At 67.3% G+C, this 22,648-nt stretch carries 20 protein-coding genes; 7 read left to right on the plus strand and 13 right to left on the minus strand.

Translation table 11 applies throughout. The features are described 5' to 3' along the window. Window positions 1-61 precede the first annotated feature (61 nt). From AC5P5R_RS14110 to AC5P5R_RS14140, 7 genes are all read right to left on the minus strand, one after another. Window positions 62-886, minus strand: a complete 825-nt coding sequence (locus tag AC5P5R_RS14110; protein WP_062607711.1) for a ferritin-like domain-containing protein — start codon at window positions 884-886, stop codon at window positions 62-64. A gap of 9 nt (window positions 887-895) precedes the next feature. After that, window positions 896-2,362 (minus strand): amidophosphoribosyltransferase, encoded by a 1,467-nt coding sequence (purF, locus tag AC5P5R_RS14115; RefSeq protein WP_005408246.1) that lies wholly within the window; start codon window positions 2,360-2,362, stop codon window positions 896-898. A gap of 30 nt (window positions 2,363-2,392) precedes the next feature. Further along, a complete protein-coding gene (locus AC5P5R_RS14120) occupies window positions 2,393-3,172 on the minus strand; it encodes a CvpA family protein (protein WP_012479253.1) in 780 nt (259 codons plus the stop codon). Window positions 3,173-3,218: 46 nt separating this feature from the next. Then, complete coding sequence (locus tag AC5P5R_RS14125) at window positions 3,219-4,262, minus strand: SPOR domain-containing protein (RefSeq protein ID WP_005408244.1); 1,044 nt, start codon at window positions 4,260-4,262, stop codon at window positions 3,219-3,221. Between the two features lie 81 nt (window positions 4,263-4,343). Further along, the gene (gene folC, locus AC5P5R_RS14130) at window positions 4,344-5,615 is read right to left on the minus strand and encodes a bifunctional tetrahydrofolate synthase/dihydrofolate synthase (protein WP_059033280.1); all 1,272 of its coding nucleotides are present in this window, start codon (window positions 5,613-5,615) and stop codon (window positions 4,344-4,346) included. Between the two features lie 40 nt (window positions 5,616-5,655). Beyond that, window positions 5,656-6,300 (minus strand): histidine phosphatase family protein, encoded by a 645-nt coding sequence (locus AC5P5R_RS14135; protein WP_005408242.1) that lies wholly within the window; start codon window positions 6,298-6,300, stop codon window positions 5,656-5,658. A gap of 186 nt (window positions 6,301-6,486) precedes the next feature. After that, window positions 6,487-8,649, minus strand: a complete 2,163-nt coding sequence (locus AC5P5R_RS14140; RefSeq protein WP_100438899.1) for a S46 family peptidase — start codon at window positions 8,647-8,649, stop codon at window positions 6,487-6,489. 478 nt (window positions 8,650-9,127) lie between these two features. On the opposite strand from AC5P5R_RS14140, the gene tdh reads away from it, so the two are divergent. Continuing rightward, window positions 9,128-10,150, plus strand: coding sequence for an L-threonine 3-dehydrogenase (tdh, locus tag AC5P5R_RS14145; protein WP_010483949.1), 1,023 nt, complete (start codon window positions 9,128-9,130; stop codon window positions 10,148-10,150). A gap of 132 nt (window positions 10,151-10,282) precedes the next feature. Here tdh and AC5P5R_RS14150 read toward each other — a convergent pair whose 3' ends face one another. Continuing rightward, window positions 10,283-10,978, minus strand: coding sequence for a TorF family putative porin (locus tag AC5P5R_RS14150; RefSeq protein ID WP_005412357.1), 696 nt, complete (start codon window positions 10,976-10,978; stop codon window positions 10,283-10,285). Window positions 10,979-11,176: 198 nt separating this feature from the next. On the opposite strand from AC5P5R_RS14150, the gene kbl reads away from it, so the two are divergent. Further along, window positions 11,177-12,385: a glycine C-acetyltransferase gene (kbl, locus tag AC5P5R_RS14155; RefSeq protein WP_005408238.1), complete on the plus strand. Its 1,209-nt coding sequence runs from the start codon at window positions 11,177-11,179 to the stop codon at window positions 12,383-12,385. A gap of 84 nt (window positions 12,386-12,469) precedes the next feature. On the opposite strand, the gene AC5P5R_RS14160 is transcribed toward kbl, so the two are convergent. The 4 genes from AC5P5R_RS14160 to AC5P5R_RS14175 all read right to left on the minus strand — a co-directional run bounded on the left by AC5P5R_RS14160 (window position 12,470) and on the right by AC5P5R_RS14175 (window position 15,547). Then, window positions 12,470-12,805, minus strand: coding sequence for a hypothetical protein (locus AC5P5R_RS14160; RefSeq protein WP_005412356.1), 336 nt, complete (start codon window positions 12,803-12,805; stop codon window positions 12,470-12,472). Between the two features lie 85 nt (window positions 12,806-12,890). Beyond that, entirely contained in the window at window positions 12,891-13,700 is an 810-nt protein-coding gene (locus tag AC5P5R_RS14165; protein WP_043033745.1) for a pseudouridine synthase, read from the minus strand. Between the two features lie 20 nt (window positions 13,701-13,720). Then, the gene (locus AC5P5R_RS14170) at window positions 13,721-14,227 is read right to left on the minus strand and encodes a hypothetical protein (RefSeq protein ID WP_005408235.1); all 507 of its coding nucleotides are present in this window, start codon (window positions 14,225-14,227) and stop codon (window positions 13,721-13,723) included. 219 nt (window positions 14,228-14,446) lie between these two features. Continuing rightward, a complete protein-coding gene (locus AC5P5R_RS14175; RefSeq protein ID WP_005408234.1) occupies window positions 14,447-15,547 on the minus strand; it encodes an OmpA family protein in 1,101 nt (366 codons plus the stop codon). A gap of 357 nt (window positions 15,548-15,904) precedes the next feature. Between AC5P5R_RS14175 and AC5P5R_RS14180 the strand changes: the two genes are divergently transcribed. The 5 genes from AC5P5R_RS14180 (at window position 15,905) to AC5P5R_RS14200 (ending at window position 21,485) form a co-directional block, all read left to right on the plus strand. Continuing rightward, window positions 15,905-16,924, plus strand: coding sequence for a zinc-binding alcohol dehydrogenase family protein (locus AC5P5R_RS14180; protein ID WP_049459798.1), 1,020 nt, complete (start codon window positions 15,905-15,907; stop codon window positions 16,922-16,924). A gap of 209 nt (window positions 16,925-17,133) precedes the next feature. After that, complete coding sequence (gene yczE / locus AC5P5R_RS14185; RefSeq protein WP_005408232.1) at window positions 17,134-17,763, plus strand: membrane protein YczE; 630 nt, start codon at window positions 17,134-17,136, stop codon at window positions 17,761-17,763. A 238-nt stretch (window positions 17,764-18,001) separates the two neighbouring features. Beyond that, a complete protein-coding gene (locus AC5P5R_RS14190; protein WP_099474274.1) occupies window positions 18,002-20,032 on the plus strand; it encodes an NADPH-dependent 2,4-dienoyl-CoA reductase in 2,031 nt (676 codons plus the stop codon). Window positions 20,033-20,330: 298 nt separating this feature from the next. After that, window positions 20,331-20,789: a cell wall hydrolase gene (locus tag AC5P5R_RS14195; RefSeq protein ID WP_004154513.1), complete on the plus strand. Its 459-nt coding sequence runs from the start codon at window positions 20,331-20,333 to the stop codon at window positions 20,787-20,789. A gap of 84 nt (window positions 20,790-20,873) precedes the next feature. Then, complete coding sequence (locus AC5P5R_RS14200; protein WP_005408230.1) at window positions 20,874-21,485, plus strand: glutathione S-transferase N-terminal domain-containing protein; 612 nt, start codon at window positions 20,874-20,876, stop codon at window positions 21,483-21,485. A 67-nt stretch (window positions 21,486-21,552) separates the two neighbouring features. Here AC5P5R_RS14200 and AC5P5R_RS14205 read toward each other — a convergent pair whose 3' ends face one another. After that, entirely contained in the window at window positions 21,553-22,608 is a 1,056-nt protein-coding gene (locus tag AC5P5R_RS14205; protein WP_099474272.1) for a suppressor of fused domain protein, read from the minus strand. Between the last annotated feature and the right edge of the window lie 40 nt (window positions 22,609-22,648).

Consider the following 22,648-nt stretch of genomic DNA (forward strand, 5'->3'; position numbering starts at 1 on the left):
GGACGGAGGGGATTAAGTCGTTTGTGCCACAAACGACTTAATCCCCTCCGTCCCCTTTTCTTCAACCGGCCTGTTCGACCAGGTTGGCGAGCTCATCCGCATCGAAACCGGCCAGCAGGCGCGCTTCCATGTTGAACGGTCCGTGCAGGTAGCCGCCGGCGTACTCCACCAGCAGTTCCTTGAAACGTGCACGCGGTTCGACGCCGGCGCGGTCGCAGTACCAGCGGTACCAGCGCGAACCGGCAGCCACATGTGCCACTTCCTCGCGCAGGATCACTTCCAGCACATCTGCGGTCTCGCCATCGCCGACATTGCGCAGTTTCCCGATCATGCCGGGCGTCACGTCCAGGCCGCGCGCTTCCAGCACGCGCGGCACCAGCGCCATGCGTGCCAGGCCATCGTGCGCGGTCTTTTCGCACATTTCCCACAGGCCGTTGTGCGCGGGGAAGTCGGCGTAGTCGTGGCCATGCACCTGCAGGCGCTCCCGCAGCAGCATGAAGTGCCGCGATTCGTCGTCGGCACAGCTGACCCAGTCGGCATGGAACGCCGGCGGCAGGTCGCGGAAGCGGTACACCGCGTCCCAGGCCAGGTCGATCGCGTTGAGTTCGATATGCGCGATGGCGTGGATGAAGGCAGCCCGTCCTTCCACACCGCCCAGTCCGCGCCGCGGCACTTCGCGCGGGTGCACCAGCGCCAGCTGCGCCGGCCGGCCCGGCATGCGGATCGGCTTTGGCGGTGGCGCGTCGGCAGCCACCTTCAGGCGGCCGGCGCGGAACGCAGCGGCGTAGGCCTGGGTCAGCGCCACCTTGCGCAGCGGGTCGGCTTCGGCCAGGCACTGCTGCGCTGCGCGCAGCAGGTCGCCAGCAACGTCGGGCACGTCAACCACGCCTGGTCCTCAGGCGCGGCGCTTGTGCTTGGCGTCGTCCGACCGCAGCTGCTGGATGCGCTCGAAGTAGCCCGGTTCAATGCCGGTCGGGTAGTGGCCGTTGAAGCAGGACGAATCGAAGTTGCGCAGCGCCGGATTGCCCTCGCTCACTGCCGCTTCCATGTCTTCCAGGTCCTGGTAGATCAGCCAGTCGCAGCCCAGGTGGGCTTCGATCTCTTCCACGGTGCGGTTGTGCGCGACCAGTTCCTCGGCCGCCGGCATGTCGATGCCGTAGATGTTCGGGTAGCGCACCGGCGGCGCGGCGCTGGCCAGGTAGACCTTGCGCGCGCCCGCGTCACGGGCCATCTGCACGATCTGCTGGCTGGTGGTGCCACGCACGATCGAATCGTCCACCAGCAGCACCACGCGGTTGCGGAACTCCAGGTGGATCGGGTTGAGCTTGCGACGCACCGACTTCACGCGTTCGCCCTGCCCCGGCATGATGAAGGTACGGCCGATGTAGCGGTTCTTGATGAAGCCTTCGCGGTACTTCACGCCGAGCACGTTGGAGATCTCAAGCGCAGCGTCGCGCGAGGTATCCGGGATCGGGATGATGGTGTCGATGTCGTGGTCCGGGCGCAGGCGCAGGATCTTCTCGCCCAGCTTGATGCCCATGCGCATGCGCGCCTTGTGCACCGACACGTTGTCGATCATCGAATCCGGGCGTGCGAAATACACGTATTCGAAGATGCACGGGGTGTGCTCGGCCGGCTCGGCGCAGATCTCCGAAAACAGCTCGCCACGCGCGGTGATCACCAGCGCTTCGCCCGGCTGCACATCGCGCACGCGCTGGAAGCCCAGCACGTCCAGCGCGGCCGACTCGGACGCCACGATGTACTCGTCGCCCTCGGCATGGCTGCGCTTGCCCAGCACCAGCGGACGGATGCCATGCGGGTCGCGGAAGGCGACCAGGCCCAGGCCCAGCACCACGCTGACCACTGCATAGCCACCCTTGCAGCGGCGGTGCACGCCAGCCACCGCGCGGATCGCGGCTTCCGGGCTCAGCTGGCGCTGCTGTTCCAGTTCGTAGGCGAACACGTTCAGCAGCACTTCGCTGTCCGAATCGGTGTTGACGTTGCGGCGGTCCTGTTCGAACACCTGCTGGCGCAGCGCCTCGGTATTGATCAGGTTGCCGTTGTGGGCCAGCGCGATGCCGTACGGCGAATTGACGTAGAACGGCTGCGCCTCGTCCATGCCTTCCGAACCGGCAGTCGGGTAACGCACGTGGGCGATGCCGACGCTGCCTTCCAGGGTGGACATGGTGCGGGCATCGAACACATCGCGGACCAGGCCGGTGGCCTTCTGCACGCGCAGGCGGCTGCCGTTGGCGGTGGCGATGCCCGCCGCGTCCTGGCCACGGTGCTGGAGGACGGTCAAGCCGTCATACAACTGCCCGGCGACGTTCTGGTTGCCGACGATTCCGACGATGCCACACATGGTGCGAGGTCTCCGCTGGGCTGTGCCCAGTTACAAGGAAGGTGGCCGTACCTGGCCGCGGTGGTCGCCGCGCCTGCGGTCGACATTGGCCGGATCGCCCGGCTCGATACTGTCCGGCAGTGCTGGGGCGTCCGGACGCACTTCGGCCGGATCGTAGGAATCGCCCTGTTCCGCTTTCGCAGGCCGCAGCCATCCGCTGCCTGCCACTACCTGGTTGAGGATGCCATTATCGCCTGCCGCGCCCGGCTTTCCCAACCCGGCGCCTGCGTTCTTGCCCAACTCCATCAATGCAGATGGGGACAGCGCGTCGGTCGGCAAGGCCTTGGGCAGCAGATCGGCCCCGGGAACCTCCCAGTGCGGCAGCTTGCTGTTCATCCAGGCAACGGTGGGGTTCAGCAGTGGCCGCACCGCCGAGCGCTGCCAAGAGGGCTCGGCGGTCAGCGGGGTGAAACTGCCCAGCAGCAGCAGGATCGCGGCGATCAGGCCGCCCCGCACGGCGCCCAGCACCCCGCCCAGCAGGCGGTCCAGGCTGGTCAGCATGCTGCGGTGGACCAGAGCCTTGATGACCATGCCGATCACCGCAACCACGATCATCACGCCGATGCCGACCCCCAGGTAGCCACCGACGAAGTGTTCGCCACCGGGGGCCGCCGGGGCGGCCCACCAATGGGCGGCGTCATTGCCGAAGGCGAAGGCCGCCCACGCGGCCAGCAGCCACGACAGGGTGCCGATGACGATTCCCACGAAGCCGCGCAGCATCCCCAGCAGGGTGGAGGCGGCGATCACGATCAGCAGCACCACGTCGATCATGGCGCCCCGCTCCTTCGGCGGCGCTGGCAACGAGGCTGCGCGTGGGTCATGGGTGCGGTCGGACCATGCCGGCCACGCCGACCTTGGCGGCAACCTGCGCCTTCAGCTGCTCGGCATCGCCACGGTTGGCCACCGGCCCGACGCGGACGCGATGCAGGGTGCCCTTTTCGGTGCGCACCTGCTCGACAAAAGCACTGAAGCCGGCGGCGCGGACCTTGTCGCGCAGGGCGTTGGCATCGTTGGCCTGGCCGAACGCGCCCAGCTGCACGGCAAAGCCGACGCCGCTGGCGGCCGGTGCTGCCGGCGTGGCCGGGGCCGTTGCCGGCTTGCTGGCGGTGGCCTCCGGCTTCGGCTCGGGCTTCGGGGTTTCGGGCTTCGGCGCCGGCTTCGGCGGCTCGGGCTTGGCCGCCGGAGTGGTCGTTGCAGTCGGCGTACTCGGCGGCAGGCTTTCACTGCGCACCGGGTTGCTGCTGGCCGACGGCGCGGTGGCGGCGGATGGGGTACTGGCGCTCGGCGTAGCCGGTGCCGGGGTGGCTGCCACCGGGGCGCTGCTGTCCGCTGCGGCATCCAGGGTGATCACTTCGGCCTTCACATCGGCACGGATCTTCACCGCCTGCAGGCGGGCGGCCTCGGCCTGTGCACGGTCGGCGTACGGCCCCACGCGCACGCGCCACGCCTGGCGTCCGTTGATGGTCGCCGTTTCGGCGAAGCCCGGCAGCTGCGAGCGCTTCAGGTAGGCGATCACCGCGTCGGCGTCGGCCTTGCTGCCGTAGGCACCGAAGGTGACCGCATAGTTGCCGGCGGCGACCGTCGGCGAGGTGTCCACGGTCGGCGGAGTGGCCGGCGTGGCGGCGTCCTGCAGCGGCTTGGCCTGCCCGGTCTGCAGGCCGGTGGCACCACCGGCCGGGGCGACCAGGGGCAGCTCACGGGTTTCGAACTGGCCATCGGCCGGGGCATCCGGCGCGGCGATCGGCACATTGGCCACGCCGCTGTCCGGTGCGGGTCCCTTGACCAGCATCGGCAGGAAAATCACGGCCAGTGCCACCAGCACGATGGCACCAATCAGACGCTGTTTCAGAGGCGTATCCACGTGAGGCAGGCAACTGTCCGGAGATTGGCATCGATTATACGGGTGCCGGACCGGACGGCGTCGGCGTTGGCTGAACGCGTATCAGGCATCGCCCTGCAGCCATTGCAGGGCGGCGGCAGCGGTATGGAAGGAGCCGAACACCAGCACGCGGTCACCGCGCTCGGCCTGGGCCAGCACCTGCGCCAGTGCCTGTTCGACGCTGTCAGCCAGCAGCGCCGTGGCGGCGGCGGTGCCGGCCAGGCGTGCCTGCAGCTGGGCGGCGCTCTGCCCGCGCGGGCCTTCCAGCCCGGCCAGGGTCCACTCGCCCACCACGTCCTCCAGCGCCTGCACCACCCCCGCTGCGTCCTTGTCCTGCAGCGCGGCGTACACCGCCAGGGTGCGCCCGGCCGAGACCTCGGCCTTCAGCGCACGCGCCAGCTGGCCCGCCGCCTGCGGGTTGTGGCCGACGTCGACGCGGATTTGCACGCCATCGCGCTCGAATGCCTGCAGCCGGCCGGAAATGCGTGCCGCTGCGACACCGGCGGCCCACGCCGCACGCGGCACCGGCTTGTCCAGCGCGCGCAGCGCGGCGATGGCGGCACCCGCATTGGCCAGCTGGATCGGGCCGGCCAGCGCCGGGGTCGGCAGTTCCATGCGCAGGCCGACATCGCGCCAGCGCCAACGCTGCGCATCGATCGGCTCGTAGAAATAGTCGCTGCCACCACGGATCGCATTGGCGCCAACCAGGTAGGCACGGCGCAGCACGCTCGACGGCGGATCGGTCTCGCCCAGGATCACCGGCTTCCAGCCGCGGATGATGCCGGCCTTCTCGGTCCCGATCGCCTCGCGATCCTCGCCCAGCCACTCGGCATGGTCGATGTCCACGGTAGTGATCACCGCCACGTCGGCGTCCACGATGTTGACCGCATCGAGGCGGCCGCCCAGGCCCACTTCCAGTACCGCCAGGTCCAGCCCGGCGTCGGCGAACAGCTGCAGCGCGGCCAGCGTGCCGTACTCGAAATAGGTCAGCGTGATCTCGCCACGCACGGCTTCGATGGTATTGAACGCGGCGACCAGCGCGGCATCGTCCACGTCCTGGCCGTCGATGCGCACGCGCTCGTTGTAGCGCAGCAGGTGCGGCGAGGTGTAGGCACCGACCTTCCAGCCGGCGGCGCGTGCAATGGCTTCGATGAAGGCCACGGTTGAGCCCTTGCCGTTGGTGCCACCGACCACGATGGTGCGCTTGGCCGGCGCGCCCAGGCCCATCGCCGCGGCCACGGCGCGCACGCGCTCCAGGCCCATGTCGATGCTCGCCGGGTGCTGGCGTTCAATGTAGTCCAGCCAGTCGGCCAGGGTGGTCGGGGTGTTCGTCACGGCAGCGGTTCCAGCAGAAGCAGTTGATGCGGGGGATGGATCAGAGGGCGCGGTGCTTGGCTTCGCCGAAGAACGGCGTGTGGTGGGCGCAGTCGTTCAGGCGCACCACTTCCAGGCTGTCCAGGTCGGCGCCTTCGAGCAGGTTGAGCGTGGTCGGTGCCTGGCGGAAGGTCCACAGGCGGGAAAGCGGCAGGCCCAGCACCTTGCACAGGATCACGCGGTTGACCGCATCGTGCGCAACCACCAGCAGAGTGTCGTGCTCGCCGAGGCCTTCGGTGGCACGCGCCAGCCCACGCCAGCTGCGCTCCAGCACCAGGCGCAGCGATTCGCCGCCGGGCATCAACACCGTATCCGGCTCCTCGCGCCAGGCCTGCAGGCGCGACGGATCCTTCTCGTGGATCTCGCTCGCCAGCAACCCTTCCCATTCACCGTGGGCGATTTCCTGCAGCTCGGGCTCGGTCAGCAGCATGTCGGCGCGGGCGGCGCCAAGCGCCAGCTGCGCGGTGCGCTGCGCGCGCGACAGCGGCGAGGCGACGGCACGGGTGATGTCCACCGAGGCCAGGCGGGCACCCAGTGCCTGGGCCTGGGCTTCACCGATCGGCGAAAGCGGAATATCGATCTGGCCCTGGTAGCGGCCTTCGGCGTTCCACGGCGTTTCGCCGTGGCGGGCAAGCAGGATGCGCATGCGTGCAAGGGGTCCTGGGGGGAGGAGGTTTCCGCGTTTCGTTCACATCCTGTGAAGTACGCGGAACAGGGATGATACCTGTTCGGCGCACCGGGCCGGGCATGAAAAAACCCCGCGACGTGGGTCGCGGGGTTTCGGAAACTCCGGCTGTCTGGTCGAGGTTGCCGGCCAGCGGCCGGCACTACCTCACTTCGCCAGGTTCAGTTCCTTCAGCAGCTGCGGCGCCGGCGCCACTTCCTGCATGATCCACTGCATGTAGCGGCTGTCGACGGCGATCATGCGGGTCATCACCGGGTCGAACACCCAGTTGGAGCTGACCGATTCCCAGTTGCCATCGAAGGCCAGGCCGACCAGCTTGCCGTTGGCGTCCAGCACCGGCGAACCCGAGTTGCCACCGGTGATGTCCAGGTTGGACAGGAAGTTCACCGGCACCGAACCAATGCGCTTGTCTTCCAGGCCGCCATAACGCTTGGCCTTGACCGCATCGAGCAGCGCCTTCGGCGAATCGAACGGATCCTCACCGGTTTCCTTCGCCGCCACGCCTTCCAGGGTGGTGAACGGGGTGTACTTCACGCCGTCCTTGCCATAGCCCATGACGTTGCCGAAGGTGATGCGCAGCGACAGGTTGGCGTCCGGGTAGACGAACTCACCCTGGCTCTTCTTGTAGTCGGCCACGGCCTGCAGGTACAGCGGGCGCGCGGTCAGCGATTCGCCTTCGCGGATCTTCTTCTGCTCTTCCTGCTTCAGCAGTGCCGGCATGACGGCCACGGCGTACTGGATGGCCGGATCGTTGCTGGCCTCAAACGCGGCGCGGTCGGCCTTGAACCATTTCAGGCGTGCATCCAGGCTGCCCAGCTCGGTGCCCGACAGCTTGCCCACCAGCGATTTCACCGCAGCGGCATCGCTGCCGGCCAGCCACTTGTTCAGCACTTCGTTGTCGCGCTGTGCGGCCGGCAGGGCCACGTACTGCTCCAGCCAGTAGGCCTGCAGCTGCTGGTCCATCTTCGCCACGTAGCGACGGTCCATCTGCTTCAGGCCACCTTCGATGGTGGTCAGGTCGCGTTCCTGGTAACCGGCTTCGCGTTCGGCATCCGGCTTGCTGCGCTCGATCGACAGGCGGTACAGGGTGATCGCCGCGCCAACGGCCGAGGTGTTGTTGAACTGACCGACGAACAGGTCGCGTTCGCGGGTCGACTTGCTGGTATCCAGATGCTTGAGCAGCTGCGCGTGTGCCGCCAGGGCCGGCTTGCCGGCAGCGCCCTGCTTCTTCAGCCACGCCAGCACGGCGGCTTCTTCAGCCTGCTTCTGGCCCGCGGCGTCGATGCGCTTGAAGCCTTCCAGCTGGCCCAGGTAGTTCTTGGCCACGTTGTTCATGCTGGCGGCGGTGGCGGCGTACTTCACCTTGACGTCGGCGTCGGCCTTGCCGGCGTCGGCGATCATCTTCAGCACGGCGTTGTAGTGCTTGGCGATGGTCGGGTAGGTGAAGCTGGCGGTTTCGTTGAATTCACCGGCCAGGGCATAGCGGTTGGTGCGGCCCGGGTAGCCCGCCACCATCACGAAGTCGTCGGCACCCAGCGGCTGGTCGGCGAACTTCAGGAAGTGCTTGGGCTGGTACGGCACGTTGTCGGCGGCGAAGGCGGCCGGCTTGCCGTCCTTGCCGACGTAGGCGCGGTAGAACGAGAAATCGCCGGTGTGGCGCGGCCACATCCAGTTGTCGACGTCGCCGCCGAACTTGCCGACGCTGCCCGGGGGCGCGTAGACCAGGCGCACGTCCTTGATTTCCATGTTGCGGAACAGGCGGTAGGTGTTGCCGCCGGAGAAGCTGTACAGGCGGCAGCGGAAGCCGGCATCGGCTTCACAGGCGGCGACCTGGGCCTTGTCGAAGGCGTCCAGCGCACGGCTGCGGGCCAGCGGGTCGTTGCCGGCGGCAGCGATGGCGGCCTTGGCCTGGGTGGTGACGTCGGTGATCTGGTCGAGCACGAACACGCGGGCGTTCGGGCCGGCGCTCAGTTCGTCCTTCAGGGTCGGCGCGTTGAAGCCGTCCTTGATCAGGTTCTTCTGCGCGGTCGAATTCAGCTGGATGGCGCCATAAGCGCAGTGGTGGTTGGTGACCACCAGGCCCTGCGGCGAGACGAAGCTGGCGGTGCAGCCGCCGAGGGCGACGACCGCGCCCATCGGGTCGCCGGTCAGGTTGGACAGCTGTTCCGGGGACAGCTTCAGGCCGGCCTTCTGCAGCGGGCCGGCGATTTCCGGCAGCTGCTGCGGCACCCACATGCCTTCAGCGGCATGGGCGACCTGGGCCAGCCCGAGGCTGGCGACGATGGAGAATGCAAGCAGGTTCGAGCGCATGGAGCGGCCCCTGGTAGTGGAACCCTCGATTGTAGCCCGCCGCCCTGCCCCGCCCCGAACCCCGGAAGTCATGGGCCTACTTCTTGCGCTGCCATGCGCACGTCGGCCGCGCACATGGAATCGTCCAGAGGGGGCGTGGTCACCCTGGCCGGGACCGTTGGCGCCATGGGCCGGGCGCATGCGACTGGCGGGTTGGGCAGGACGCCCAACCCCGGTCTTGCCGTGTGCGCAGGACAGCGCGCACGAGCAAGGCGCCATCGAGCACCATGGATGGGCTTTTGCGTGTCCCGGCCAGGGTGACCACGCCCCCTCCCCCGGAATCAGGGAGGCGCTGCTGTTTGCGGCACGTTCGAAACGCCCGCCTGCGCACGCCTTTCGTTCCGCCAATGCACCCGCAGCGCAACATGGGAAATCCGCGCGGCACCCTATAATCCGCGCTTTCCCCCTGATGAGTTCCACCCCGATGGCGCAGCAAACGATGAAGGCCCTGGTCAAGCGCGAAGCGGCCAAGGGCATCTGGCTGGAAGAGGTTCCGGTGCCGACCCCGGGCCCGAACGAGGTCTTGATCAAGCTCGAAAAGACCGCGATCTGCGGTACCGACCTGCACATCTACCTGTGGGACGAGTGGAGCCAGCGCACCATCAAGCCGGGCCTGACCATCGGCCACGAATTCGTCGGTCGCGTCGCCGCACTCGGCTCGGCCGTGACCGGCTATGAAATCGGCCAGCGCGTCTCGGCCGAAGGCCACATCGTCTGCGGCCACTGCCGCAACTGCCGTGGCGGCCGCCCGCACCTGTGCCCGAACACCGTCGGCATCGGCGTCAACGTCAACGGCGCCTTCGCCGAGTACATGGTGATGCCGGCCAGCAACCTGTGGCCGATCCCGGACCAGATCCCGTCGGAGCTGGCTGCGTTCTTCGACCCGTACGGCAATGCCGCGCACTGTGCGCTGGAGTTCAACGTGATCGGCGAGGACGTGCTGATCACCGGTGCCGGCCCGATCGGCATCATCGCCGCCGGCATCTGCAAGCACATCGGTGCGCGCAACGTGGTGGTGACCGACGTCAATGATTTCCGCCTGAAGCTGGCCGCCGACATGGGTGCCACCCGCGTGGTCAACGTGGCCAACCAGTCGCTGAAGGACGTGATGAAGGAACTGCACATGGAGGGCTTCGACGTGGGCCTGGAAATGAGCGGCAACCCGCGCGCGTTCAACGACATGCTCGACTGCATGTACCACGGCGGCAAGATCGCCATGCTCGGCATCATGCCCAAGGGCGCCGGCTGCGACTGGGACAAGATCATCTTCAAGGGCCTGACCGTGCAGGGCATCTACGGCCGCAAGATGTACGAGACCTGGTACAAGATGACCCAGCTGGTGCTGTCCGGCTTCCCGCTCGGCAAGGTGATGACCCACCAGCTGCCGATCGACGACTTCCAGAAGGGCTTCGACCTGATGGAAGAAGGCAAGGCCGGCAAGGTTGTTTTGAGCTGGAATTGACCCTTCGCCGTGCGCGATGGGTGGGTGCCGAGCCTGCTCGGCACACCTTGAAATTGAAAAAGGCGCCCGATGGGCGCCTTTTTCTTTGGTGTTGCCGGCCAGCGGCCGGCACTACCCGTAACGCCTGCGGCGTTACTTGCCGACGGCGACGCTCAGCATCACCCGGCTGTGGGCCAGCTTGCCGGAGTTGTCGCGGCCGTTGCCGTCGGTGCCGTAGTAGCCCAGGCCGACGTTGAACAGGCCGAACTGGCGCGCGACGCCGACGTTCCAGTCGGTGTAGTCCTTGGCGATGCCGTCCTCGAAGGTGCTGCGACCGACGTTGGCATTCAGGGTGAAGTCCTTCGGCAGGCCCCAGCTGCCGCCCAGGCCGAAGTACCAGCCATCGGTGCTGCTGTTCCAGACATCGTTGGTGTAGGCCACCGTCAGCTTGTAGGTGTCATCCAGCGTGGTGGTGGTGATCAGCTCGTTGTAGTTCTGGTGGCTGGACTTCAGGTAGGTGTAGCGGTTCAGCAGCACGTCGAAGTTGACGCGCTCGGTGACGTCCACGCCGTAGCCGATCAGGTAGTCGACCTCGGTCTTCGGGTCACCCGCACCAAAATCCACGCCCGAGCCCCACACGCCTGCGTACAGGCCAACCGGGCTGGTGTAGGTGAAACCGGCCTGCAGGGTCGGATCCTCGTCGGTCTGCGACACACCACGGAACAGGTAATCGGAAACAGCGGTGACGTTCCAGCTGTACGGCGATTCGTTTTCCTGGGCGCTGGCGGCGAACGGGGCGGCCAGGGTCAGGGCAGCGGCAATGGCGAGGCAGGCACGGGCGTGCTTCATGGGCGTCTCCGAGGGTGGCGGGGGCGGGAAGGGGGAGCGGGCAACCGGCGCCAGACAGGCGCGGTTCACGAATTTTTAACCCGTTTGCTATTGCGATGCAACATGTGCCACCCGTGGCGGTGCCCTGCCCGGCCCGGTCGAAGGCCGTCGTAGCCCGGTAGAATCAACGGTTTCCCCGTTCAGAGCCGTGCCCACGCCATGACCGACGCCTCCTCCGCCCTGACCCGCCACTACGCCGAGGAACTGGACGCCATCCGCGCCCAGGGCCTGTTCAAGTCCGAGCGGATCATCACCAGCCCGCAGTCGGCCGAGATCACCCTCGAGGATGGCCGCAAGGTGCTGAACTTCTGTGCCAACAACTACCTGGGCCTGGCCGACCATCCGGACCTGATCCAGGCCGCCAAGGATGCGCTGGATACCCACGGCTTCGGCATGGCCTCGGTGCGCTTCATCTGCGGCACCCAGGACCTGCACAAGCAGCTGGAGAAGCAGATTGCCGACTTCTTCGGCAAGCAGGACACCATTCTGTACGCGGCCTGTTTCGACGCCAACGGCGGCCTGTTCGAACCGCTGCTCGGTGAGAACGACGCGATCATTTCCGATGCACTGAACCACGCCTCGATCATCGACGGCGTGCGCCTGTGCAAGGCCAAGCGCTTCCGCTACGCCAACTGCGACATGGCCGACCTGGAAGCCCAGCTGCAGGCCGCCGATGCCGCCGGCTGCAAGACCAAGCTGATCACCACCGACGGCGTGTTCTCGATGGACGGCTTCATTGCCCCGCTGGACGAGATCACCGCGCTGGCGAAGAAGTACAACGCGCTGGTGCACATCGACGAATGCCACGCCACCGGCTTCCTCGGTGCCACCGGCCGCGGCTCGGCCGAAGTGAAGGGCGTGCTGGAGAAGATCGACATCATCACCGGCACCCTGGGCAAGGCCATGGGCGGCGCACTGGGCGGCTTCACCTGCGCCAGCGCCGAGGTGATCGAGCTGCTGCGCCAGCGTTCGCGGCCGTACCTGTTCTCCAACTCGCTGCCGCCGCATGTGGTGGCCGCCGGCATCAAGGCGTTCGAGATGCTGGCCGCCGCTGACGACCTGCGCGACACCCTGGTGGAGAACACCCGCTACTTCCGCGAAAAGATGGTCGCCGCCGGTTTCGACGTGAAGCCGGGCGTGCACCCGATCAGCCCGGTGATGCTGTACGACGCACCGCTGGCGCAGAAGTTCGCCGAGCGCCTGCTCGAAGAAGGCATTTACGCGATCGGCTTCTTCTTCCCGGTGGTGCCCAAGGGCCAGGCGCGCATCCGCACCCAGATCAGCGCTGCGCACAGCCGCGAGCACCTCGACCGCGCGATCGATGCGTTCACCCGCATTGGCGTCGAGCTGGGCGTGATCAAGGGTTGATCCCAGCGGTCAAAGCGTGCCGACCAAGGTCGGCACCTACCAGAGCTTGAGGGCGTGCCGACCGAGGTCGGCACCTTCCCGGCATCACTTCTTTTTCTTCTTGCCCTTCGGCTCGTCCTTGCTGGCCACCACCACCGGCTTGGCGGCAGCGTCCTGGCCGTTGCCCTTGGCAACGCGGATGCCGTTGGCCTTCATCCAGGCATCGAACTCATCGGCGGTCATCTTCTTGTCGCCGTTGCTCATCAGGAAGCGGTAGCTGCCGCGGCCATCCAGCTCCGGGGTCTTCACTTCCACCACCGGGGTTTCGGCCGGCGTTTCTGCCTTGGCCACCTTCTTGTGGCCACCACAGGCGGTCAGCAGCACCATCGGCAGCAGCAGGCCTGCGCAGCGCAGGGTTTGGTTGAGGGTCGGGTGGTACATGGGCAGGCTCCGTTCGGGAAGTTCAGCAACCAGGCGCCCCCTACGCCTGGAACGGTGGCCGGCAACCGCCGGCCGCGGGCGATGATCAGCCCGGTGCAGCGGCCCCCAACCGCTGCTGGTCATTGACCTCCAGCATCCGCCACTGGCCCTTGCCGAGATCGGCGAGCTGCAGCCCGCCGATCGCAACCCGGACCAGGCGCAGCACCTGCAGGTCGAAGGCCGCCAGCAGGCGGCGGATGTGGCGGTTGCGGCCCTCGTCGAGGACCACCTCCAGCCACGCGGTCTTGTCGCCGCTGCGCAGCACGCGCACGGCCTGGGCCACGAGGAACTCGCCCTCGTCATCCACGCCAGCCTGCAGGGCCGCCAGCGTGGCGTCATCTGGCAGGCGGTCGACCTGCACGTGGTACGTCTTCTGCGGACCCGTTTCCGGATCGGTCAGGCGCGCCGCCCACTGCGGATCGTTGCTGAACAGCAACAGCCCTTCACTGGCCTTGTCCAGGCGCCCGACCGGCGCTATCCACGGCAGCCCTGCACCATCGAAACAGCGGTAGACGGTGTCGCGGCCACGCTCGTCCTGCGCGGTGGTCACCACCCCGCGTGGCTTGTTGAGCATCAGGTACAGGCGCTGCGGCGCGCCCATCGGCTGGCCATCGACCTCGATCGGCGGCGCCGGCTGGCCAATCGGGAACTCGGGATCCCGCACGATGCGGCCGGAGACGCGTACGCGGCCCTCGGCAATCCAGCGCGCGGCCTCGCTGCGCGAGCAGACGCCGGCCTTGGACAGCACGCGCGCCAGGCCATGACGGACACCGGCGGCGGTGGCAGCGGGAGTCGCACGCCCACGCGATGCGTGGGAGCGGGCGGCGGGGGTGGCAGGTGGGCGGCGCGTGCGCAAGCCTCTGCTCCCCGCGGTGCTTACTTCTTGTCGACCGGCTTGGTCTCAGCCGGTGCTTCGGCCGGGGCCGGAGTGGCGGCCGGAGCCGGACGCGCCTTGACCACACGCACGCCACGCGCCTTCATCCAGGCGTCGAACTCTTCGGCGGTCATGCGCTTGCCGTTCTGGCTCATGTCGAAGCGCCAGGGCGTGTTGTCGAATTCGGTCTGCGGCTTGTAGGCCGCCGGATCGTTCGGCTTCACCGCCGGTGCGCTCGGAATGGCCTTGGCGATGTTCTGGCAGCCATCGATGCGCAGGCGCTGCAGCACCTGGTCCAGCGACTGCGACGGATCGTAGTTGCTGCTCAGCACGCCGGCCGGCATGCCCAGCTGGTTGCCACGGATGTAGAGCTCGTCGGCCACCGGCGCGATGGTCGTGGCCGGCAACGGCAGCGGCGAGGCGCTGGTGTTGACCGAGCAATCGACCGCAGCGTGGGCGGCGGGAACCAGGGCCAGCGCCAGGACGGCGGCCGATGCAGAGCGCAGCATGAAGGGCATCCAGGAAAGGAAGTGACGCGGCGAGTTTAGCAATGCCGCGACAGCTTTCAAGCGCCACTTTCAATGAATACGGCAACCCATTGGTTTTACGGACAAAAACCCGACGAACGGTTACCCCCGGACCGGCAGGCACCGGATTCCGGGCCGCAGAAACAACAAGACCCGGCCGAAGCCGGGTCCTGCTGTGTCCTACTGGCAGAGCGTCAGAACTTAGTTCTGGACGTTCAGCTCGGTACGACGGTTCTTGGCGCGACCTTCCGGGTTGTCCGAACCATCCGGGTTGGTGTTCGGAGCAATCGGACGGCTCTCGCCGTAGCCGATCGGGCCGACCAGGCGACCGGCGTCAACGCCGTTCTTGGTCAGGTAGTTGTACACGGCGGTAGCACGACGCTCCGACAGCTTCTGGTTGTAAGCGTCGGTACCCTTCGAGTCGGTGTGACCGGCGACTTCAACGCGCAGATCCGGGTAACGCTTCAGGATCTCGGTGGCTTCGCTCAGGATCGCCACGGCGTCCGGACGCAGGTTCGACTTGTCGAAGTCGAAGTTGACGCCCTTCAGGTCGATGGAGACCGGCACCGGGCAACCGTCCGGACCGATGGTCTGACCCGGCTGCGAGTTCGGGCACTTGTCGTCGCAGTTGTTGACGCCGTCACCGTCGTCATCCAGGTCGGCGCAGCTCGGGGCAACCGGAGCCGGAGCCGGAGCAGCCGCGACCGGAGCCGGGCCCAGCGGGATCACGACGCCGACCGAAGCCAGCACGTCGCCGAACCAGCTTTCATCGTTGCCGGCACGCTTCGGGTTCACGCTCTGGTCGTCGAAATCAGCGCGGTAGGCGACTTCGGCACGGACAGCGACGCGCTTCTCGAAGGTGGTCTGCAGACCGACGCCGACCTTGGCGGCAAAGTTGCCGTCCTTGCGGTCAGCCAGGCCACCGCTGATCGGGTTGTACTCTTCTTCCGACTTCTGGTAGCCCAGGCCGGCCAGCAGGTACGGGTTCCAGCCGCGGCCTTCCTTGATGAAGTGGCGACGCAGGTCCAGCGAGACGCCGTACTGCGACCAGTTCATGTCCTTGTTGGCGTCGAAGTTCGGGTTCTGGTAGTTCAGCTCACCGTCCAGCGACCAGTTCGGGCTGATGAACTTGCCCAGGCCCAGGGTGACGAACGGAGCGTCATTGGTCAGGCGGTCGCTGTCCTGGAAGTTGAAGCCGGCCGAACCGGTCAGGTACCAGCGGTCATCGAACTCCTGCGCGGACGCAGCCTGGGCGAAAGCCAGACCACCCAGCAGCGCGGCAGTAAGGATCTTCTTGTTCATTGAGTACAGCTCCTATTTCGGGGGTATGAAACCGGTAGAGGCATGGGCCAGCACTAGTGCGTCGATGTTCGACAGCCGATTCAGCACGCCACCGCCGCGAACATTATGCTCAGGCGGGTGAAGGTCATGTTAACAGTCCCGTAACATGTGAAGTATCGCGCCCGACCCTCCACCGGTCCGACGTTGAAACCCTATACAGGATGATGAAAATCCGCAAGACCCTCACGCTGCAAGGGTTTGACGGGATTTAGGTGCGGAGTACGACATATTGCGCAACAGCTTGCGCCGCCCGATTCAGCGTATCTGCTGAAACGTGAGGAACTCTATGATGGAGCCACGTACCCAGCCGGAGCCGAGATGAAAGCCGTCGCCCTGAGTCGTGAATCCGCCCCCGCCCTCTGCGATATCCACCTGCCCCCGCCGCTGCCTCCGCGTGGCCGCGACCTGCTGATCCGGGTCGAGGCCGTCTCGGTGAACCCGGTCGACGGCAAGCAGCGGGCGGCCACCGATCCGGCCACGCTCGAAGCACCCCGCGTACTCGGCTGGGACGCCGCCGGGGTGGTCGAAGCGATCGGCGAGGACGCCAGCCTGTTCGCGTCCGGCGACGAGGTCTACTACGCCGGTGATGTCACCCGGCCAGGCTGCAATGCGCAGTTCCATCTTGTGGACGAACGGCTGGTAGCGCGCAAGCCGACCACGCTCGACTTCGCCGAAGCGGCCGCACTGCCACTGACCACGCTCACCGCATGGGAACTGCTGTTCCAGCGCATGCCATTGCAGCTGGATGATCGCCGCCATGCCGGCCAGCACCTGCTGGTGATCGGCGGAGCAGGCGGTGTTGGATCGATGGCGATCCAGCTGGGCCGGCATGCCGGATTCGAGGTGATCGCCACCGCCTCGCGTGAATCATCGATCGACTGGTGCCGGCAGATGGGTGCCCAGCATGTAATCGACCACCGGCAGCCGCTGCTGCCCCAGCTGCAGGCATTGGGCATCGACGCAGTACAGGTCGCGCTCAACCTGGCCGACACCGACCATTACTGGGATGCGTTGGGTCAGCTGCTGGCGCCACAGGGCCATGTCGGCCTCATCGTCGAACCGCGCGGCGCGCTGCGCATCGGTGATCCCTACAAGGCCAAGTGCATCGGCATCCACTGGGAGTTCATGTTCGCGCGTTCGCGCTTCGCCACGGCGGACCGCATCGAACAGCACCGCATCCTCAGCCGCGCGGCCAGCATGATCGACGCTGGCCAGCTGCGCGGCACCCTCAGCGAGACGCTGGGCGCGATCAATGCGGCGAATCTGGACATCGCGCATCAGCGCTTGGCCAGCGGGCGCACGGTGGGCAAGCTGGCGCTGGCCGGCTGGGGCGACTGAGCCAGGCTGGAACGCCGGTGCAGTACCGAGCCATGTTCGGCTGGCGGTGCCAGGCAAAGCAGCCGGAGCATGGCCCAGCTCCACAGAACGGCCCATACGCAGGATCGACGACTCCTGTAGCGGCGAATCGGCCGGCATCTGTATCTATGGGAGTGACTGAATCGGGATTACGGTGGAAACAGATCCCTCCCCTCTCCCCGAGCGCCGTCATGCCCACCGCCCTGCCCCTGCGTCTGCTGCAACTGATCATCGGCCTGTTCCTGTACGGCTTCGGCGCCTCACTGATGATCCGTGCAGCGATCGGCGTGGCCCCCTGGGACGTGTTGTCGCAGGGCATCGCCGCACAGACGCCGCTATCGTTCGGCCTGGCCACCAATGTGATCGGTGCACTGGTGCTGCTGCTGTGGTGGCCATTGCGACAGAAGCCGGGTGTCGGCACCGTGCTCAACGTGATGTTGATCGGCCCATCCGCGCAGTTCGGGCTGTGGTTGCTTCCCCCGGCGGTCGGCCTTGGCTGGCAGCTGGCGATGTTCTGCGCCGGCATGCTGCTGGTCGCCCTGGCCACCGGCCTGTACATCGGCGCCAAGCTCGGGCCCGGCCCGCGCGACGGCCTGATGACCGGCCTGCATGCCCGCACCGGCTGGCCGATCTGGAAGGTGCGCAGCCTGATCGAGGGCAGCGTGCTGCTGCTGGGTTGGTGGCTCGGCGGCAACGTCGGTGTCGGCACCCTCGCCTTCGCCCTGCTGATTGGCCCCCTGTGCGGAGTAACGCTGGGCTGGTTCGGGATTGGGCGTCCCCCGGTAGTGCCGGCCGCTGGCCGGCAACCGCAATCACCCTGAGCTGATCGAATGCCGGCCAGCGGCCGGCACTACCGCCCCCGGAGTTCGGGGGCAGCGCCGCAGGCGCGGGGGTTGGAGGTCGGTAAGTGGGGCCCGCGGTTCGCGCAGCGAAATGCGGGAGCGACAGCACGCATGTGCCGAGCGTACCCGGCCAGCGGCCGGCACTACCGCCCGCGCCCCTTGCCCCGGCCGCCGTTTCCCGGCACGCTTCGCGCTTCCGTACGCAAGCGTATCGATCATGTCGCCAGCCAACGAAAGCGCCTACCCCCACCTGTTCGCCCCGCTGGACCTGGGCTTCACCCAGCTGCGCAACCGCGTGCTGATGGGTTCGATGCACACCGGCCTGGAAGATCGCGCCCGCGACTTCCCGCGCCTGGCCGCCTACTTCGCCGAACGCGCCGAAGGTGGCGTCGGCCTGATCGTCACCGGTGGCTTCGCGCCGAACGTGGTCGGCTGGCTGAAGCCCTTTGGCGGAAAGCTGTCCTGGCCCTGGGAAGTGCGCCCGCACCGGCAGCTCACCGCGGCCGCGCACCAGCACGGCGCGAAGATCTGCCTGCAGCTGCTGCATGCCGGCCGCTATGCCTACCATCCCCTGTCGGTGGCACCGTCGAAGCTGAAGGCGCCGATCAACCCGTTCACCCCCCGTGCGCTGTCGGCCAGCGGCGTCGAGCGGCATATCGCCGACTACGCACGCAGCGCAAAGCTGGCCCGCGAAGCCGGCTACGACGGCGTCGAAGTGATGGGCTCGGAGGGCTACCTCATCAACGAGTTCATCGCCCCGCGCACCAACAAGCGCTCCGACCGCTGGGGTGGCGACGCCCACCAACGCATGCGTTTTGCAGTGGAGATCGTGCGCCGCATCCGCGAGGCCTGCGGCCCGGACTTCATCATCATCTACCGCCTGTCACTGGTGGATCTGGTTGACGACGGCAGCAACTGGGAAGAGATCGTGCAGCAGGCCCAGGCCATCGAGGCGGCTGGCGCGACGATCATCAATTCCGGCATCGGCTGGCACGAAGCGCGCATCCCGACCATTGCCACCTCGGTGCCGCGCGCCGCCTTCGCCGGTGTCACCGCCAAGCTCAAGCCGCATGTAACGGTGCCGCTGGTGGCGACCAACCGCATCAACATGCCCGACGTCGCCGAGCACATCCTCGCCAGCGGCGGCGCCGACATGGTGTCGCTGGCGCGCCCGCTGCTGGCCGACCCGCAATGGCCCAACAAGGCCCGCGCCGGCCGCGCCGAGGCGATCAACACCTGCATCGCCTGCAACCAGGCCTGCCTGGACCACGTGTTCGAGAACAAGCTGGCCAGCTGCCTGGTCAATCCGCGTGCCGCACACGAGACCGAGCTGGTCTACCGCCCGGCTGCCACGCCGAAAAAGGTCGCGGTGGTCGGCGCAGGTCCGGCCGGCCTGGCTTGCGCCACGGTGGCCGCCGAGCGCGGCCACCAGGTCACCCTGTTCGATGCCAACGACGAGATCGGTGGCCAGTTCAACGTGGCCAAGCGCATCCCCGGCAAGGAAGAGTTCCACGAGACCCTGCGCTATTTCCGCCACAAGCTGGCTGAAACCGGCGTGCAGCTACGCCTGGGCACGCGAGCAGACGCGGCCAGCCTGGCCGGCTTCGACGAGGTGGTGCTGGCCACCGGCATCACGCCGCGCAAGGTCGACTTCCCCGGCGCCAACCACGCCAAGGTGGTCAGCTACCTGGACGTGCTGCTGGGCCGGGTCGAAGTGGGCGCCAGTGCGGCGATCATCGGCGCCGGCGGCATCGGCTTCGATGTCGGCGAGTTCCTCAGCCACGCTGGTGAGTCCCCCTCGCTGGACCCACAGCGCTGGATGGCCGAATGGGGCGTGGACAGCACGTTCGAGGCCCGCGGCTCGCTGGCCAGGCCGCAGCCCGAGGCATCGCCGCGGCGGCTGTGGCTGCTGCAGCGCAGCCCCGGCAAGCCCGGCGCGCGGCTGGGCAAGACCACCGGCTGGATCCACCGCGCCACGCTGAAGGCCAAGGGCGTGCGCATGCTCGGCGGCGTCGAGTACCTGGGCGTGGACGACGAAGGCCTGCGCATCCGCGTGGAAGGCAGCGAACAGCTGCTGCCGGTCGACCATGTGGTGATCTGCGCCGGGCAGGAACCGAACCGCGCATTGCAGGCCGAACTGCAGGCCGCCGGCATCAACGCGCAGCTGATCGGCGGTGCCGATGTAGCGGCCGAACTGGACGCCAAGCGGGCCATCGACCAGGGCAGCCGGGTGGCCGCCGCGCTCTGATGAGCGCATGAATGGGGGACGGAATGTGATTTCCGTCACCCCTCCCGAACCTGAATGTCAAGCCGGACGGTTCACGATGCGTTCGGCTACGCCCCCCTACCTTGCGCCATCTTTCCGCTCACCAGCCAGTTTCCGGTGAGCCGGCGCAGCCCCCACGATCGGTACTGGTCGTTTCTTTTGGGGCTGCCCACGGGGCGGCCCCGATGGCCGCCTCCCCATGACGCCAAGTCGTACCCCGCATCCTGTCGCCCCCGCGACTGGAAGCGGAGAGTGCGGCCCATACGGAGCAAGGAGTTATATGAAACTGGCCTGGATTCTCTGGCTGTCGCAGTTGTTGCCGCAGCCGGCCGCTGATTCACTGTGTCTGAGCACCACCGTTTACCTGGAAGCCCGCGACCAGACCCTGCGCGGCCAGCAAGCCGTTGCCGAGGTCGCCCTGCGCCGCCTCGACAGTGGCCTGTGGGGCGACTCGATGTGCCAGGTGGTCACCGCGCGCAAGCAGTTCGCGCCGACCATCGTCTCCCCCGGCACCCAGCTGGGCAATGACGCGGCCTGGAGCGAGGCAATGAACGTGGCCTTCGACGCCGAGCGCAACTGGGCGCTGCCGGCCGGCGAGCGCCGCGAGATCGTGCCCGGAGCCAGCCACTTCGCCGCGTTGTCCATCGCCAGCCCGAACTGGCGCAACGCCTACCAGGTGGCCACCATCGGCGATCACACCTTCTATAAGGTGCAGAACCTCAAGCCGCGGCAGTCGTAACGATCCGTGCTGGCGGCAGCGTTGCCGCCCGCTGGCAGGCTCTGGGATAGTGGGCGTTTCCCGCCCGCATCACCTGGAGTTCCCATGAAGCTGTACAGCAAGCCCGGTGCCTGTTCCACCGCCGACCACATCGCCCTGCAGTGGACCGGCCAGCCGTTCGAGGTCGAACTGCTGAACAAGGACACCCTGAAGGGTCCGGAATTCCTCAAGATCAATCCGGCCGGCGCCGTTCCCGCGCTGGTCGATGGCGACTTCGTGCTGCTGCAGAACGCCGCGATCATGGGCTATATCGCCGACACCTACCCGCAGGCCGGCCTCGGCGGCGATGGCAGTGCGCGCCAGCGTGCCGAAGCCACCCGCTGGCTGGCCTTCGTCAATTCCGACGTGCATCCGGCCTTCTCGCCGCTGTTCGCACCGGGCAAGTTCATCGCCGACGAAAGCCAGTTCGACGCGATCCGCGCCGCCGCACACAAGCGCCTGCGTGGCCTGTTCGAGACCGCTGACAGGCAGCTGGCCGACAAGCCCTGGCTGGCCGGCTTCCGCAGTTTCGCCGATCCGTACTTCTACATCACCCTGCGTTGGGCCGCCGGCACCAAGGTCGACCTGTCGGGCCTGGACAACCTGGCCGCCTACAAGGCACGCATGGACGCCGATGCCGGCGTGCAGGCCGCACTGAAGGCCGAAGGCCTGGCCTGAGCCTGACCCGGGGTCGGATCCGTCTGCACAGCAGGCGGCTCTGACCCCACCGGCGCCATCACCACACTCAGCCGATCTGGCGGATCACTTCACCGTTGGCATCGCGCAGGTAGGTCGGCACCACTTCGATGCGCAGCGCTCCCGCCACCGGGTAGATGCCACGTTCGGCACGCACGCCCGCCAGGGCCTGCAGCCCCGTCTCGTCCAGCGCCCAGCGCGCGCTGTCGGCCGATACCTCGCCGGTTTCACCGCGCGCTGCCGGAATGAATTCCCACTGCCGCTCGCGGCTGGCCAGTTCCAGCGATTTGCCGTGGCGCAGGCGCAATGGCAACAGCTCGCACACACTGGCCACCTGGCCGGCGCCGAGCACCAGGGTGGTGACGCCCGCCTCCTGCCGCCAATCCAGTGTCTCGATGAACAACATGCCGGTGCTGGAGCCCTCGCGCTCGCTGCCGGCCCGCACCTGTGCGGCGAGTGTCGGATCCTCCAACAGGTTGCCGCGATGCAGGTCACTGATCCACAGCGGCATCGCCGGTTGCAGCGCCTGCAGCACGCCGCGCGTCGACCAGCGCTTGACCGCTTCCATCTCCTCATCGGTCAGCCCGACCAGCTGCAGGAACTGCAGGTGGCCATTGGCGGTGTCGCGCGCAGGCAACTGCGGATCGGCGATGAAGGCCAGGTGGCACAGACGCGTGCCGGTCTCCAGCGCGATCGGGCCGTTGGCGTTCAGATGGTGACCATCCTCGAACACGTTGCCGCTGCCAAACACGTAGCGCGCCAGGTTCTGCAGCAGGTTCATCGGCCACACCGGCGGGGTACTGCCGGCGTGCTCACCGGCTTCAGCAGCCAGGCGGAAGGTCAGCTCGAAACCATAGCCGCTGGCGGCGGCATCGCTGCTCTCCTTGGCGTACAGCTCGGAGAAGCCGTAGGTGATGTAATGCCAGTGCGGTACCGGCGCATCCGCCCAGTAAACGCTGATGCCATCCAGTGGATCCTGGCCACCCAGCGTGTACGGCAACGCCGTACCGTAGTGACGGGGTTCCTGGCCGGCATACAGCGGCGCCAGCGCCGCATTGATCGCGTCCCAGCCTGGGGTGTCGGTGTCGTCGTGGTCGTCCTGCACGCGGGACTCCTTGTGGGGAAGTGAACCGATCACTTTACGC

Source organism: Stenotrophomonas sp. YJH_SMC_19 (assembly GCF_059367915.1).